The sequence below is a fragment of the Pseudoalteromonas shioyasakiensis genome, from assembly GCA_013391845.1.
GTDB lineage: Bacteria > Pseudomonadota > Gammaproteobacteria > Enterobacterales > Alteromonadaceae > Pseudoalteromonas > Pseudoalteromonas apostichopi.
On the sequence record CP058414.1, the window covers coordinates 2,011,141 to 2,025,176 of the forward strand.

Annotated in this window: 12 protein-coding genes; 8 read left to right on the forward strand and 4 right to left on the reverse strand. The window is 41.1% G+C overall.

Annotation, left to right across the window (positions count from 1 at the left end; genetic code table 11):
* Positions 1 to 35 precede the first annotated feature (35 nt).
* Genes HYD28_09175 through HYD28_09185 form a run of 3 tightly spaced genes read left to right on the forward strand, consistent with a single transcriptional unit; the run spans position 36 to position 1,713 of the window.
* Complete coding sequence (locus HYD28_09175; protein ID QLE09107.1) at positions 36 to 428, forward strand: hypothetical protein; 393 nt, start codon at positions 36 to 38, stop codon at positions 426 to 428.
* Positions 429 to 436: 8 nt separating this feature from the next.
* A complete protein-coding gene (locus HYD28_09180) occupies positions 437 to 1,399 on the forward strand; it encodes a zinc-binding dehydrogenase (protein QLE09108.1) in 963 nt (320 codons plus the stop codon).
* A gap of 53 nt (positions 1,400 to 1,452) precedes the next feature.
* Positions 1,453 to 1,713: a DUF2999 family protein gene (locus tag HYD28_09185; protein QLE09109.1), complete on the forward strand. Its 261-nt coding sequence runs from the start codon at positions 1,453 to 1,455 to the stop codon at positions 1,711 to 1,713.
* 60 nt (positions 1,714 to 1,773) lie between these two features.
* Here the strand turns inward: HYD28_09185 and HYD28_09190 are convergent, their stop codons facing one another.
* A complete protein-coding gene (locus HYD28_09190; protein QLE09110.1) occupies positions 1,774 to 1,980 on the reverse strand; it encodes a helix-turn-helix transcriptional regulator in 207 nt (68 codons plus the stop codon).
* Complete coding sequence (locus HYD28_09195; protein QLE09111.1) at positions 1,981 to 2,439, reverse strand: hypothetical protein; 459 nt, start codon at positions 2,437 to 2,439, stop codon at positions 1,981 to 1,983.
* A gap of 186 nt (positions 2,440 to 2,625) precedes the next feature.
* Here HYD28_09195 and lepB point away from each other — a divergent pair, with 186 nt between their 5' ends.
* Positions 2,626 to 3,285: a signal peptidase I gene (gene lepB / locus HYD28_09200; GenBank protein ID QLE09112.1), complete on the forward strand. Its 660-nt coding sequence runs from the start codon at positions 2,626 to 2,628 to the stop codon at positions 3,283 to 3,285.
* An 84-nt stretch (positions 3,286 to 3,369) separates the two neighbouring features.
* The gene (locus tag HYD28_09205; GenBank protein QLE09113.1) at positions 3,370 to 4,185 is read left to right on the forward strand and encodes a hypothetical protein; all 816 of its coding nucleotides are present in this window, start codon (positions 3,370 to 3,372) and stop codon (positions 4,183 to 4,185) included.
* Between the two features lie 71 nt (positions 4,186 to 4,256).
* Here the strand turns inward: HYD28_09205 and metG are convergent, their stop codons facing one another.
* Positions 4,257 to 6,281, reverse strand: a complete 2,025-nt coding sequence (gene metG / locus HYD28_09210; GenBank protein ID QLE09114.1) for a methionine--tRNA ligase — start codon at positions 6,279 to 6,281, stop codon at positions 4,257 to 4,259.
* A gap of 178 nt (positions 6,282 to 6,459) precedes the next feature.
* On the opposite strand from metG, the gene apbC reads away from it, so the two are divergent.
* The 3 genes from apbC to HYD28_09225 all read left to right on the forward strand — a co-directional run bounded on the left by apbC (position 6,460) and on the right by HYD28_09225 (position 13,530).
* A complete protein-coding gene (gene apbC / locus HYD28_09215) occupies positions 6,460 to 7,539 on the forward strand; it encodes an iron-sulfur cluster carrier protein ApbC (protein ID QLE09115.1) in 1,080 nt (359 codons plus the stop codon).
* Between the two features lie 309 nt (positions 7,540 to 7,848).
* Positions 7,849 to 10,500, forward strand: coding sequence for a family 16 glycosylhydrolase (locus HYD28_09220; GenBank protein ID QLE09116.1), 2,652 nt, complete (start codon positions 7,849 to 7,851; stop codon positions 10,498 to 10,500).
* 78 nt (positions 10,501 to 10,578) lie between these two features.
* Positions 10,579 to 13,530 carry a TonB-dependent receptor gene (locus HYD28_09225; protein QLE09117.1) on the forward strand — a complete coding sequence of 984 codons (2,952 nt, stop codon included), beginning with the start codon at positions 10,579 to 10,581 and terminating at the stop codon, positions 13,528 to 13,530.
* An 80-nt stretch (positions 13,531 to 13,610) separates the two neighbouring features.
* Here the strand turns inward: HYD28_09225 and HYD28_09230 are convergent, their stop codons facing one another.
* Positions 13,611 to 13,943, reverse strand: coding sequence for a hypothetical protein (locus tag HYD28_09230; GenBank protein QLE09118.1), 333 nt, complete (start codon positions 13,941 to 13,943; stop codon positions 13,611 to 13,613).
* Positions 13,944 to 14,036 lie beyond the last annotated feature (93 nt).

Here is a 14,036-nt window from a genome sequence, read left to right on the forward strand (position 1 = left end):
GCGTATGCTATTGAATAAATGCTAAGGAACGCACTATGAAAAACACACTTTTAATATCGAGTTTATTTATTTCATCAATTGTAAGCGCCAATCCGTTATTAGGTAGTTGGCAATTTGTTGAAGGTAAATATGCAACCAGTGATGGTTATGTAACGGCAAAAGCGCCAGAAATAACCTCTGTTAAACTGATTACACCCAGTCATTTTAGCTATATCACCCAAAAGCAAGGCAACTTTCATTATGCTGGTGGTGGCAAATATGTTTTGCAAGACCAGCAATTTATCGAAACTTTTTCCTATGGTAATGTACCTTCACTACTTGGTAAGACCATGGCATTTGATTACAAAGTTGAAGGTGACTTATGGCACCACACCTTGTATGAAAATGGCAAATTAGTCGAAGCTGAGATCTGGCAACGAATTAAATAGAAGGTGATATGCGTTATATTAAGCACGAAGACTCACAGTTACATTTTGCGCAAACAGATAAACCAGCCCTAAAAGATAACGAAGTTCTTATTGCTGTTGCAGCAATCGGCGTTAATCGGGCAGATTGTTTACAGCGACAAGGTAAATATCCTGCGCCCAAAGGTGACAGTGAAATTCTAGGGTTAGAATGCGCCGGTACCATTGTTGAGCAAGGTAGTGCAGTATCCGGTGACTGGCTTAATAAACGCGTTTTTGCCTTGTGTGCGGGCGGTGCTTACAGCGAGTATGTTGCCGTTGATGCTGCGCAAGTGATGCCTTTACCAGATGAAATGACAATGGCCCAAGGCGCTGCTATCAGCGAAGTTTACTTAACGGCATTTTCTGCTTTGTTTCAATTTGGTCAGCTTAAAGCAGGGCAAACGGCACTTATTCATGCAGGAGCCAGTGGCGTAGGCGGTGCCGCAATTCAAATGGCAAAACGCGCTGGCGCTCAAGTGGTGATCACCGCCGGAAGCGATGAAAAGTGCGAGCATGCCAAACAGCTGGGTGCTGACCATACCATCAATTATAAAACCACCGACTTTGTAGAATACTTCAAAGCAAATAATTTACAGGCCAATACCATTGTTGATCCAGTTTCAGGGAGCTATTTAAACAAAAATGCCGCCGTTGCAGCAATGGATTGCCAAATTGTGATGTTAGCGTTTTTAGATGCGCGCTTTGCTGAGGTTGACTTTGCAAGGCTGCTTAGTAAGCGTATTTCATTTCATGCATCAACCTTACGAAACCGTTCAATTGAATTTAAGCGCGATTTAAAAGAGCAGTTTATAACCCGCTTTTATGATGATTTGGCACAAGGACTGTTGGATTGCAATATCTATAAAACGTTAAATTGGCAAGATGCAAATGAGGCTCATCGTATTTTAGATAACAACGAAAATTCGGGAAAAGTGGTAATGTTAGTTGAATAACATTAATTTGCCCATATTATTGGTTTTATTAGTAGTTAAAAGTAAAGGTTAGTATGAACCCAATTATTGCAATGCTCAAAGAGCACAATGTAAGTGACGAAAAAGTGCGTGAGCTGTTCCAAGCATTTATGGAAAACCCAATGATGGCAATGGGTTTGGTTCAACAATTAGGTATCCCACCAGAAAAGCTTCAACAACTTATGGCATTAGTGATGACGCAGCCACACCTTATTAAAGAAGCGGCTGAATCAGTTGGGATCAGTGATGACGAAGTTGAACAAGCCAAAGCGCAGTTCAAAAATCAGCAGCCGTAAGATTTTACGATGCTTACTGAACAAAAAAGGTTAGCTAAATAGCTAACCTTTTTTGTTGGCCTATTGATATGAAAAAACATCATCCAGCTTCTTATCAAACAATTGAGCAATCTTAAAAGCCACTTCGAGCGACGGAGAATACTTACCTTTTTCAATCGCTACTATGGTTTGCCTTGAAACGCCAACAGCCTCTGCCAATGCTTGCTGAGTCATTTCATTGTGATGAAATCGAAGTTCACGAATGGTATTACTGAGCTGTTTTGTCATTTAGCTATCTCTTCGATATAAATATGCTTTGCTAGCATTAGTGATAATTTCACTAATTAAAAAACCTATAATAAGTAAATGCATAATATTATATAGATCAGAGACGTCAGGTAACAACATACGGTCTGACACACGCTCAATTTGAGTCGTTAGAAATACACACATTAAGATAATTGCAGAGCAAAACCAGTGTCCAAGTTTGGTACTTTTTAATTCAATGAGCTTATCGCGTTCATCATCACCTAAGTCTGCTTCTTTGTGTTTAATGCCTGCAAGTATCGATTGCATGATTATCTCTAAGATTACCGCTACAACAACGACCTTATATAAGTATGAAACCATGGTATCTTGGCTAAGATTTCCAGCAGCTTGTAGTGAATTAATACCTAGGAGGTAATAACTTAAAAGGCCAATTGTCACTACTAAAGTGCCCCAAATTGTCATTTCTTTGTAGCTCATATTTCATAATCCCATGTAAAATATATTTGACTTGATGTTAAGTAAACTACTCATCGCTTGCTGTGTCAAATATTTTTAACATCATGTATGATATTTTTATCTTTGACGTATCTCGTTACATTTAGTTAAGAACTAATTCTCAGCTAAAGGCTCTTAGTAAAACAAACCACAAAATAAGGAATGACTATGAACTGGATTGTAAAAGTATGGAAAAATAACCGTTCATTGATTGTATTTATCTGCTTGATGAGTGTTTTTAGAAGTGCGGTAGCTGATTGGTATGAAGTGCCAACAGGTTCAATGAATCCGACCATTGTCGAAGGGGATCGTATTTTAACGGATAAAATGGCTTATGATCTGCGTGTGCCATTTACTCATATTTCGCTTATGCGCACCGATGAGCCAAAAGCCGGGGATATCATCGTATTTGATTCCAAGGCTGCAAATAATCGTTTAATAAAGCGTGTTATTGGTGTGCCGGGCGATACAGTGACTTTAGTAGATAATAAATTGATTATTAACGGTAAAGCGCTTAATTACGCATTAACTGATGACAAGCAACAACAGCAGACACTGATTGAAAACCTTGCAGGTGTTCAGCACGCCATCCAGGTATCAAAAGCCTCTTCGGTGATGCAGCATTTTGCACCTGTCGTAATTCCAAAGGATATGTATTTAGCGATGGGTGATAATCGCGATCATAGTGCAGACTCGAGAGTGATTGGTTTAGTGCCTCGCAGTGAGTTGTTAGGTAAAGCTAAAAGAGTCATAGTGTCACTTGATTATGATGACTATTATTTACCTCGAAAAGAGCGAGTTTTACATGATTTATATTTAGCACCTTAGATGAAAATCGTATAAAAATTGGCAATTTACAGTTTTATGTCTCAATATTAACGACATAAAAATAATAAGCCAAAAAGGTTAAATATGATCAATGATAAGCTTGCTAGGTTAATTCGATGCTATTTGTTACTAGTCATTTCATTTAGTCTCGTTGCATGTGGTTCAAGCTCAAAAAGCGAAACTACAAAAGTCGATGAGCCTGACAGCTCCACCCCAGATACAACTGTTGGGCTAGTCGATAACAGTGGTAGTGCTGACTATAAAGTTATTATTTACGGTAATAGCCATAGCGCTAAATTAGGGGATTTGCTTGAACAGCTCATTTCAAGTGAGTTAACCAACGCTCAAGTATCAACCCTTACCGTCAGTGGTCGCTTTTTAGATGAGATAGTTAACGAATCGGGCAATGTTGAAAAGCTACAGCAAGACAATTGGAGTCATGCTATTTTTCAAGGTCAGAAATATTCTCAGTCTGGCTCTGTTAACTATTCTACGAGTGAGGCAGAGCGATTGATTGCAAGTGCGAAAGAGCTGGATATCACACCCATCTTATTTCCTGAGCATCCACAGCGAGGTGACAGCAAAGAAGGGGAGCTTGTCTATCAATTACACTTGTCTATTAGCGAAAAAGAAACAAGCTGTGTTGCACCTGTCGGTTTAGTTTGGGACAAAGCAATAGCTGCATTACCAGATCTGAATTTTTACAGTGCCGATGGTAATCATGCTTCAGATGCAGGGCACTTACTTACCGCAATGACTTTTTATGAAGTAGTAACCGGTGAGCTTGCTGACACTCTCGCTTACAATGCTGCTTTTGCTATCACAGAGCAACAACACCAGCAGTTCGGACAAATAATTACTCAAGTACTGACTGAGCACCCGGCATGCCCAAGTTCATAACCATACATTCAACATAAAAAAACCGTTGTGCCTAAAACACAACGGTTTTTTAGTAGCTAGTAATTGTGCAATTACATTACGCGCATGCCAGGCTCTGAGCCTTCATCTGGGTTAAGAATATAAATTTCTTTACCGCCAGGGCCAGCTGCTAATACCATGCCTTCAGACATACCAAAACGCATCTTACGAGGCTTAAGGTTCGCTACCATTACCGTTAGCTTGCCTTCGATGTCTTCAGGAGCATATGCAGATTTAATACCTGCGAAGACTTGGCGCGTTTCGCCACCTAAATCTAAGGTTAGTTTTAATAACTTATCTGCGCCTTCAACGTGTTCTGCTTTAGCAATTCTTGCTACACGTAAATCAACTTTAGCAAAATCATCAAATTCGATTTCTGGGCTGATTGGCTCTTTTGCTAGCGGGCTGTTTGGATCAATCTTGTCTTTTTCAGCAACTAGGCTTTCTTTAGATTCTTCAATCATTTTATTTACTTTATCCATTTCAACACGTTGCATTAACGGTTTGAATTTATTAATTGCGTGACCTACAAGCGCTGTTTGCGTACCTTGCCATGTTAAACCGTCGTTTAAGAAGGCTTCTACGTTAGCAGCCATACCTGGAAGAACTGGTTTTAAGTAAGTGATAAGTACACGGAACATATTTAAACCAAGAGAGCATACATCGTGTGCTTCTTGTTGTTTTGTTTCGTCTTTAATTAACACCCACGGCGCTTTAGCATCTATAAATTGGTTTGCTTTATCAGCAAGGGCCATGATTTCACGAATTGCACGGCTGTAATCACGGTTTTCATAGTGATTTGCAATGCTTGCAGAAGCCGCTTGGAACTCACCTAACAGTGTTTCATCCATCACTGTGTCGCTAAGCTTACCGTCAAATTTCTTGGTGATGAAACTTGCACAACGGCTTGCGATGTTAACAACTTTACCTACTAAGTCAGAGTTTACACGTAGTGCAAAGTCTTCAAGGTTTAAGTCAAGGTCAGTGATGCCGTTGTTTAGTTTTGCTGCGTAGTAATAACGAAGATACTCAGGGTCTAGGTTATCAAGGTAAGTACGCGCTTTAACAAAGGTGCCTTTTGATTTAGACATCTTTGCGCCATTTACTGTCACAAAACCGTGGGCAAATACGTTTGTTGGCTTTCTGAATTTTGCGCCATCTAACATTGCCGGCCAGAATAAGCTGTGGAAATAGATGATGTCTTTACCAATGAAGTGGTAAAGCTCTGCATCTGAGTCTTCACTCCAGAATGCATCAAAATCGATACCTTTTTTATCGCACAGGTTTTTAAAGCTCGCCATGTAACCAATTGGAGCATCTAACCATACGTAGAAGTATTTACCCGGTGCACCAGGGATTTCAAAGCCAAAATAAGGTGCGTCACGGCTGATATCCCACTGCTGTAAGCCATCTGCAAACCATTCATCTAACTTGTTCGCCATTTCTTGTTGAATCGTACCTGAGTGTAACCACTCTTTAAGCATGTCTTCAAAAGCTGGAAGATCGAAGAAGTAATGCTCAGAATCTTTTAAGATTGGCTCAGCACCCGACATTACAGAACGTGGGTTGATAAGCTCAGTTGGGCTGTAAGTAGCACCACAAGAATCACAGCTGTCACCGTTTTGATCTTCTGACTTACACGTAGGGCAAGTACCTGTTACAAAGCGGTCTGGTAAGAATATACCTTTCTCTGGGTCGAACAGTTGAGAAATAGTATGCTTTTTAATGTGACCCGCTTCATTTAAACGATTGTAGATTAATTCACTAAAGTGACGATTCTCTTCACTGTGCGTGCTGTGATAGTTATCAAATTCAATGTTGAAATCAGCAAAGTCGCGTTGACGCTCAACACTCACGTTTTTAACCATTTCCTCAGGCGTGATCCCTTGTTTTTGCGCATTAAGCATAATTGGTGTGCCGTGGGCATCATCCGCGCAAACGTAGTAGGTTTCATGACCTTGTTGTTTTTGGTAACGCGCCCAAATATCAGTTTGGATATATTCTAGTAAATGACCTAAGTGAGTCGGGCCATTGGCATAAGGTAATGCGCTAGTAATCAGGATCTTTCGCTGTGCCATAATCATTCCGAATTGAGATTAGTTCGATGCAAACATGCACGAATATCATTATTTAATTCATTGTGAGTTGCTTATATACAACCTAAAGCAATGATATTATCTAATTGTCTGGTTTTAATGCCTTGAATGTTACATAATTCCGCAGCACTTTTCATCAAAGAAACGCTAATTTATTGCTATGTTTGGACTGTCAAAACTATTCTCAAGTAAATCGACTGAAAAAGCACCGATCATTGATGCCTTCGCCGCCTATCGTAGTAGCGCATTTGCCATTGGTATTGAGCAAAGCTGGCTCGAAGAGCTTAATCAAAACAGCGATAAAAGCTGGCAAGTAAAACTAAGCCTACCTTTTGCTGGCTGTGGTGAAATCAACGAAATTGAAAAGTTTGTCGCCGATAAATTATCAGTGCCTGTGTCAATTAGCGCCAAAGTCAAATTACCTAATTCTTATAGTTTTAAGCAAATTAAACATATTGTTCTAGTTGCATCAGGTAAAGGTGGAGTTGGCAAATCAACCACGGCAGTGAATCTTGCCTCGGCTTTAGAGCAAGAGGGTGCACAAGTAGGTATTCTCGATGCCGACATTTATGGCCCGTCTATTCCATTACTTTTAGGTCTGCAAGGAGCTGAACCTAAAACAGCGGATAATAAAAACTTACTTCCTTTTGAGGCACATAATCTCAAAGCGCAATCGATCGGCTTTTTAGTTCCAAGTGATGATGCCACCGTTTGGCGTGGTCCTATGGCATCAGGAGCACTTAATCAATTAATGAACGAAACCGTTTGGGGAGAGCTTGATTATCTAATCGTTGATATGCCCCCTGGTACGGGTGATATTCAATTGACGATGAGCCAAAAAGTGCCTGCTAGTGGTGCTGTGATCATTACCACCCCTCAAGATTTAGCCCTTGCCGATGCACAAAAAGGTATAGCTATGTTCAATAAAGTAAACGTCCCTGTGCTTGGTTTAATTGAAAATATGAGCTACTTCTTGTGTGGCCATTGTGGGCAACCAAACCATGTATTTGGTAAAGATGGCGCCGTAAAATTAGCTCATCGCCATGGTGTGCCTGTACTTGCTAATATTCCGTTGGCCATTGAAATTCGTGAAAGCTCAGAGCAGGGTAATTTAATAGCGAAAGATAACGCGGCTCAAATAAGTGAAACATACAAAACAGCTGCCCGTGTACTTGCTAGTAGCTTGTATTATCAGCAGTCACACACAAGCTCCGTTGAAATTGTTATTACTGAAGATTGATTGTTGCAAAGATTTTGTTAATGGGTTTTTCTTATTAACAAAGACTTGATTATTTTGTACTAAATTCACTCCCAACCACGCTTTTAGCAGCATATAGCCTAAATTTTCGTAAAACATGTCAAAAAATTTGCAGTAATTGTTAATAATTTATTGACGTTTTAATAACCATGCCATACTCTAATGTAAGCGCTTACATTAATGGTTCTTTTTATTTAATCTGTTTTGTAAGCGCTTACAATTAACTGATTAAAATAATACTATATGAATCAGTTGAGTACTAACAAACACATAATGTTAGGGTTCAATGCAATGAACAAATTCAAAACACACTTAACACAACTAGCAATGGCGCTTTCAGTAGTGACTGTAGCTGGCTGCGGTGGCTCTGCCACAGATACAAAAATAGATACTGTAAACCCGACTGAGCCAGTTTCAGATTGGGTTATGGTTTGGGAAGATAACTTTGACGGCGATGCCATAGATGACAACAAATGGAATTTCGAAATAGACTGTGCAGGTGGTGGTAATAACGAAAAACAATGTTATACCGATAGTGAAGAAAACGCCTTTGTTGCAGACGGTATTCTTAATATTGTTGCATTACCTGCAGAAGAAGGGGCAGCAAAACCTTATACGTCTGCACGTATCAATACTCGTTACAAAGCTGATTTTAAATATGGTCGCTTTGAAGTAAGAGCTAAATTACCAAGTGGCCAAGGCTCTTGGCCTGCGTTTTGGATGATGCCAACCGATGAAGTTTACGGTGGCTGGCCTCGTTCAGGCGAAATTGACATTGTTGAGTCGGTTAACTTGAAAGTTCCAACCGAGGATGGTGTCGAGTCAAACATCTACGGAACACTTCATTATGGTAAAGAGTGGCCAAATAACGATCAAAGCGGCAAAGCTTACACATTTGACCAAGGTGTAAACCCTGCTGATGACTTTCATACTTATGCTATTGAGTGGCAAGAGGGTGAAATCCGCTGGTACGTCGATGACTACTTGTATGCCACGCAGCGCAAATCAGAATTACTTTACAATGCAAATGGTGAGGCGCTTGCTCTAAAACATAAGGGTTGGTATACCGAGTATTTTGATCAAACAACGGGTGAGTTAGAAACTCATTGGGACACAGCCCCATTCGATCAAGAGTTTTATTTAATTCTTAACTTTGCAGTGGGCGGTGACTGGCCAGAAAACGTTAATGCTTTAGGTATTGATGCTAGTGCATTCGAAAATGGTCAGACTTTTGAAGTTGACTATGTTCGTGTTTATGAATGTTCGCAAAACCCAGACACAGGCAAAGGCTGTGAAACGGTTCGTCCTGGTTACGACAATCCAGAAGATGCACTTGTGCAGGGTGCAGCACCAGCTCCGACTCCACCGAGTGATGGCACCGTAACGCCACTCACCATTTTTGATAACAGCTTTAATCCTAACTGGCCTGCATGGGACTGCTGTGGCGGTTCAACACCTGCGCTAGTAGAAGATGCTGAGCGCGGTGATGTGGTTGAGTTTGTTGTTGGCGCAGAACCTACTGTAAATGGTTTCATTAGTCGTGATGCTTTTATCACAGATGAAAACGGAGAAGCCTCACCTTTCGATGCTAGTGCTATGTTAGAAGACGGTTATGTAACTTTTGACATGCAAGTAACTTCGCTTCCTTCAACTCCAGATGCACCTTGGTTATTTAAAATTGAGAGCGATGAAGGCTCGACAGCGGTTGAGTTAAATCTAAGTGCGAGTACTGAAGGTGTAAGTCCAGTTGCCGGTGAATGGCAAACCTATACATTCCCTCTGCAAACACTGGCAGATGCAGGGCTAAATGTTTCACTGATTGATGTGATTATGATTTTTCCTGCATGGGGTCAAGGTGAGGGCGCAGTTTACCGTGTTGATAACGTAGAGATCACCAATGGTGCAACGACGACATTACCTTCATTAACCTTATTTGCAGATGAAATGAACCTTGATTGGCCGTTATGGGATTGTTGTGGCGGTTCAACGCCTGTCGAAGTAGTCGACGATGAAGAGCATGGTGTGACAGCTGAGTTCTCTATTGGTGCTCAACCAACAGTAATGGGCTTTATCAACCGTACTTCATCAGGTGGTAGTGGTAGCCAGTTTGATGCATCAGCATTAGTTGATGATGGCATGTTGCAATTTGAAATGAAGATCACGTCTTTATCGTCAACGCCAGATGCACCTTGGCTTTTAAAAGTAGAGTCAAATGAAGGTGCTACAGCGGTTGAATTAAACCTTAACACGAGTGCTGAAGGTGTTGATCCTGTTGCTGGAGAGTGGCAAACCTATACATTCCCAATTAGCACCTTATTAAACGCTGGTTTAGATGTCAGTACAATTGATGTAATTATGATTTTCCCTGCATGGGGGCAAGGTGAAGGTGCGGTTTACCGTGTTGACAATGCCCGCATCTATGCACCTGAGCAAGATACGGCTGCGTCAGAGCTAACATTATTTGCTAATAATGTAGCTGACCAATGGAGTATTTGGGATTGTTGTGCAGGTAGTACGCCAACAGTTGAAACTGACGACGAAGCACATGGCTCAGTTGCTGAGTTTCAAATTGGCGCTCAACCAACAGTTATGGGCTTCTTAGCTGATGACGGCGTAAGCTTTGATGCTTCACACTTATTATCACAAGGTGTGGTTCGCTTTGAAATGAAAATAGTTTCAAACGCCAGCAACCAAGATGCTCAGTGGTTATTCAAAATTGAGTCAAACGATGCAGCTCAAGCTGTGGAGCTTGCGTTAAGTGCAAGCCAAGAAGGTGTCGAGCCTGTAGTTGGTGAGTGGCAAACGTATACCTATACACTTGCTGATCTACTAAGTGCAGGTCTTGATATTAGTGCAATCGACGTTGTTATGGTGTTCCCGTCATGGGGGATGGGTGAAGGTGCGGTTTACCGTATTGATAATGCAGTTATTGCAAACCCGTAATGAACATTGGCAACAAGTGATGGGTGCTGATTACAGCACCCAGTATCCATGACAACATATTGCAAAAGCAGGTAAATCATGAAAAGCACAAAATTTATTAAAACACCTCTTGCAGCGTCAGTTGCGATGATTTTAACCGCAGGGCTAGGCACTATGTCGGCTTATGCACAGGATGAGCAAGAGAAAGCTGATAACGATATTGAAGTTATCGAAATTAAAGGTATTCGTGGCAGTATGATCCGCGCCATGGATATGAAACGTGATGCAACAGGTGTTGTTGATGCGATTTCAGCAGAAGAGATGGGTAAATTCCCAGATACTAACTTAGCTGAATCATTACAGCGTATTACCGGTGTATCGGTGAGTCGTTCAAACGGCGAAGGTAGCGAAATTACGGTACGTGGTTTTGGCCCTGAGTTTAACCTAGTAATGCTTAATGGTCGCCAAATGCCAGGCACGGGTTATACGCGTTCATACGCCCTTGAGAATATTGCCGCTGATGGTGTAAGTGCACTTGAAGTAGCAAAATCAGGTCAAGCTGATGTACCAAGTGGTGGTCTAGGCGCTACTGTAAATATTATTACAACTCGCCCATTAAATAGCCCAGGCGAAAAGTTTAGCTCGTCTATTAAAGCTATTCATGACTCGTCAAATGAAAAAGGTGATGATGTAACGCCAGAATTTTCAGCGATGTACAGCAATACCTATGCTGATGATACATTTGGTTTTGCGGCATCTTTCTCACATCAAGAACGTGACTTTCAACAGCAAAGTGCCAATATTCAAGGTTGGCAAGCTAATGTTGATTTACCAACTCTTGATGAAGGAGAGTACATTGACCCGCGTCCATTAGATAGCGAAGGCAACCGTGTCGGTAATCATTTCTTCCCGAAAGACATGAACTACAGTATTGCTGATGTTGAACGTGAGCGTACTAATGGCCAAGTAACTTTACAGTACTCGCCAGTTGAAAGCTTTACTGCAACAGTTGATTACACAGCAAGCCGTGCTATTACTGGTGTGAATACCGTAGGTTGGGGTATCTGGAATGAGTTCGGTGGTAACATTAATGGCTATGAGCTTGATGAAAATGGTACTGCACTTTATGCCGATATCAGTGGAAACGACGGCTCATTTACTGCAAGCCGTGTTACTACAGAAGTTAAAGCGCGTTCAATCGGTTTAAACCTAGAGTGGCAAATTAACGATCAGTGGGAAGTTGAGTTCGATTATCATGATTCGAAAAACGAAACAGATAATGGTGCAGATGACGGTTTAGGCTCAGACGGTCAAATTATCCTTGGTTCTGACCAGTTAAAGAGCAAAGTATATGACTACCGCACAGGTGAAATTCCGCACGCATACGTTAACTGGAACAACGGCACAACAGTACTTGACCCAAGTGAAATTGATTCAAACTTCAGCCAGTTTAGTTATTCGCCAGGTGAGTCTAAGGTTGAGCAAGCCCAGCTTCATACAACTTGGTTTAATGAAAGCTTCGAAATTCCATTAGTTAAAGTAAAATTTGGGGCGGCAAATACCAAGCAAACCATGGGTGGTTTCACGGCCTGGAGTGGCTTAAGAGGCGGTCCGGGTTTTAATCCATCATTTACCGAAATTCTCCCTGACGGCATGTTCACTTATAACGAAACTGGTGACATGCTTGACCAGTTCGCTGGTGGTGGTAGTGCCCTTGAGCCAAATTACTATTACACCTATAGCTTTGAAGAGGCGTTAGCTCGTCAGCTTGCTTTTTTAAATGAAGATTTATTGGGTGATAATCAATATTCAATTGACCCATTCTTTGATGGTATCGACAGCGAAAGCTATGTAGAAGAGAAAACGCAAAGTTTTTATGTGAACAGCTTGTGGGAATTTGATGTAGCTAATTACTTCGTTCAGATTAACGCAGGTCTTCGTTATGAAGAAACGGATGTAACCAGTACGGTTCGCCAACGCGTTGAAAGCCAAGTGAACTGGGTGAGTGCATCTGAATGGATTATGCAGTACGAAACTGGTGGCACAGATAATTTTTATCAAGAAGAAGGTAATTACGATATCTGGTTACCTAATATCGATGTAAAAGTTGAGATCACAGACGAGCTTGTGGGGCGTGTTTCATGGGGTAAAACCATGGCCCGTGCACCGCTTGGTAACCTTGCTGGTGGCCGAAGCTTATCAGGTAGTCCTAAACCGGGTTCACGCACTGGTGGCCAAGGTAACACTAGTCTTTTACCTTTTGAATCAACTAACTTAGACTTATCGCTTGAATATTACTACGGCGAAGGTAGCTATGCATCGCTTGGCTACTTCAAAAAAGACGTTGATAACTTTATTCAAACACAAATTACTGAAACAACGATTGATGGTTTACATGACATCTTAAATGGTCCTCGTTACCAAGAGGCTGTAGCGTCAGTTGAAGCGCGCGGAGAGCAGGCTACGAGTGATGCTATTTTCAATGAAATGTTAGCGCTTGGTTATGGCAATGCGGATGGCGCTATTGAACCGACGAGCTCAGACCCCCTCATGGTATGGAACATTTCTCAGCCACAAAATACCGACAGCAAATCAGTCGATGGCTTTGAACTTGCTGTTCAACACTTATTTGGTGAAAGTGGCTTCGGTTTAGGTGTTAATGCCACATTTGTAGATGGTGATGTTGAATTTGATGTTGATAGTTTGACCCAACAAGCTCCATTATCAGGTTTGAGCGATTCAGCTAACTTCCAAGCCTTTTATGATAAAGATGGCTTGTCAGTTAAAGTAACTTACGCATGGCGTGATTCGTACTTGATTGGTGTGGGTCAGTCACAAGGTTCATCTGATGCGCCGCCACAGTTTGGCGACACTTACGGTCAATGGGACTTAAGCGTTAACTATGACATTAACGAAAACATGACCGTTTTCTTTGAAGGTATAAATCTTAACAACGAAACTGAGCGTGGCTACGGTCGTTACGAAGAGCAATTCTTATTTGCTCGTCAATACGGACCTCGTTACACAATTGGTGCCCGTTATAGCTTTTAATATATGATCCCTGATAGAACCAAAGCCGCTCAATGAGCGGCTTTTATTTTTATTAAACTAATGGAGATAAGCTAATCGATTTAAAATAGCAGGGCTTTAAAAGAGTTTATTACGATAAAAAAAGTAACCAGAAAAATAGCAATGCCAGGATTAATTAAAAAATTTGGCATAAACACAATATCGGTTTCACCAAAACAGTAGAAGTAAAAGGCAATACTGAGCAATGAAGGTAGCGGAAAAAAGAAAGTTTCGTTAGCAACTAAGCCAACCACCGACCAGCTAGTTAATAGTAGTGAACCTACAAAAACGAGAAAGCCATACCATAAATCGTGCTTTTTAGCGTAATGTTTGGCGATTAAAATTGCGACAACGCATGCTGGCAATGTTATTACGGATAAAATAACGTAATCCATAACAACTTATCCTCATACTCCCTGTAATCGGGGAATTAAAACAAACCTCAGCAGTTCAGATAAATCGGAAATAGCTGATGTTATTAGCTGAGA

What these genes read in the sequence shown, in the direction of transcription:
- HYD28_09175 (QLE09107.1), top strand. Translation starts at nt 36, where the DNA reads ATGAAAAACACACTTTTAATATCGAGTTTATTTATTTCATCAATTGTA.
- HYD28_09180 (QLE09108.1), top strand. Translation starts at nt 437, where the DNA reads ATGCGTTATATTAAGCACGAAGACTCACAGTTACATTTTGCGCAAACA.
- HYD28_09185 (QLE09109.1), top strand. Translation starts at nt 1,453, where the DNA reads ATGAACCCAATTATTGCAATGCTCAAAGAGCACAATGTAAGTGACGAA.
- HYD28_09190 (QLE09110.1), bottom strand. Translation starts at nt 1,980, where the DNA reads ATGACAAAACAGCTCAGTAATACCATTCGTGAACTTCGATTTCATCAC.
- HYD28_09195 (QLE09111.1), bottom strand. Translation starts at nt 2,439, where the DNA reads ATGAGCTACAAAGAAATGACAATTTGGGGCACTTTAGTAGTGACAATT.
- lepB (QLE09112.1), top strand. Translation starts at nt 2,626, where the DNA reads ATGAACTGGATTGTAAAAGTATGGAAAAATAACCGTTCATTGATTGTA.
- HYD28_09205 (QLE09113.1), top strand. Translation starts at nt 3,370, where the DNA reads ATGATCAATGATAAGCTTGCTAGGTTAATTCGATGCTATTTGTTACTA.
- metG (QLE09114.1), bottom strand. Translation starts at nt 6,281, where the DNA reads ATGGCACAGCGAAAGATCCTGATTACTAGCGCATTACCTTATGCCAAT.
- apbC (QLE09115.1), top strand. Translation starts at nt 6,460, where the DNA reads ATGTTTGGACTGTCAAAACTATTCTCAAGTAAATCGACTGAAAAAGCA.
- HYD28_09220 (QLE09116.1), top strand. Translation starts at nt 7,849, where the DNA reads ATGAACAAATTCAAAACACACTTAACACAACTAGCAATGGCGCTTTCA.
- HYD28_09225 (QLE09117.1), top strand. Translation starts at nt 10,579, where the DNA reads ATGAAAAGCACAAAATTTATTAAAACACCTCTTGCAGCGTCAGTTGCG.
- HYD28_09230 (QLE09118.1), bottom strand. Translation starts at nt 13,943, where the DNA reads ATGGATTACGTTATTTTATCCGTAATAACATTGCCAGCATGCGTTGTC.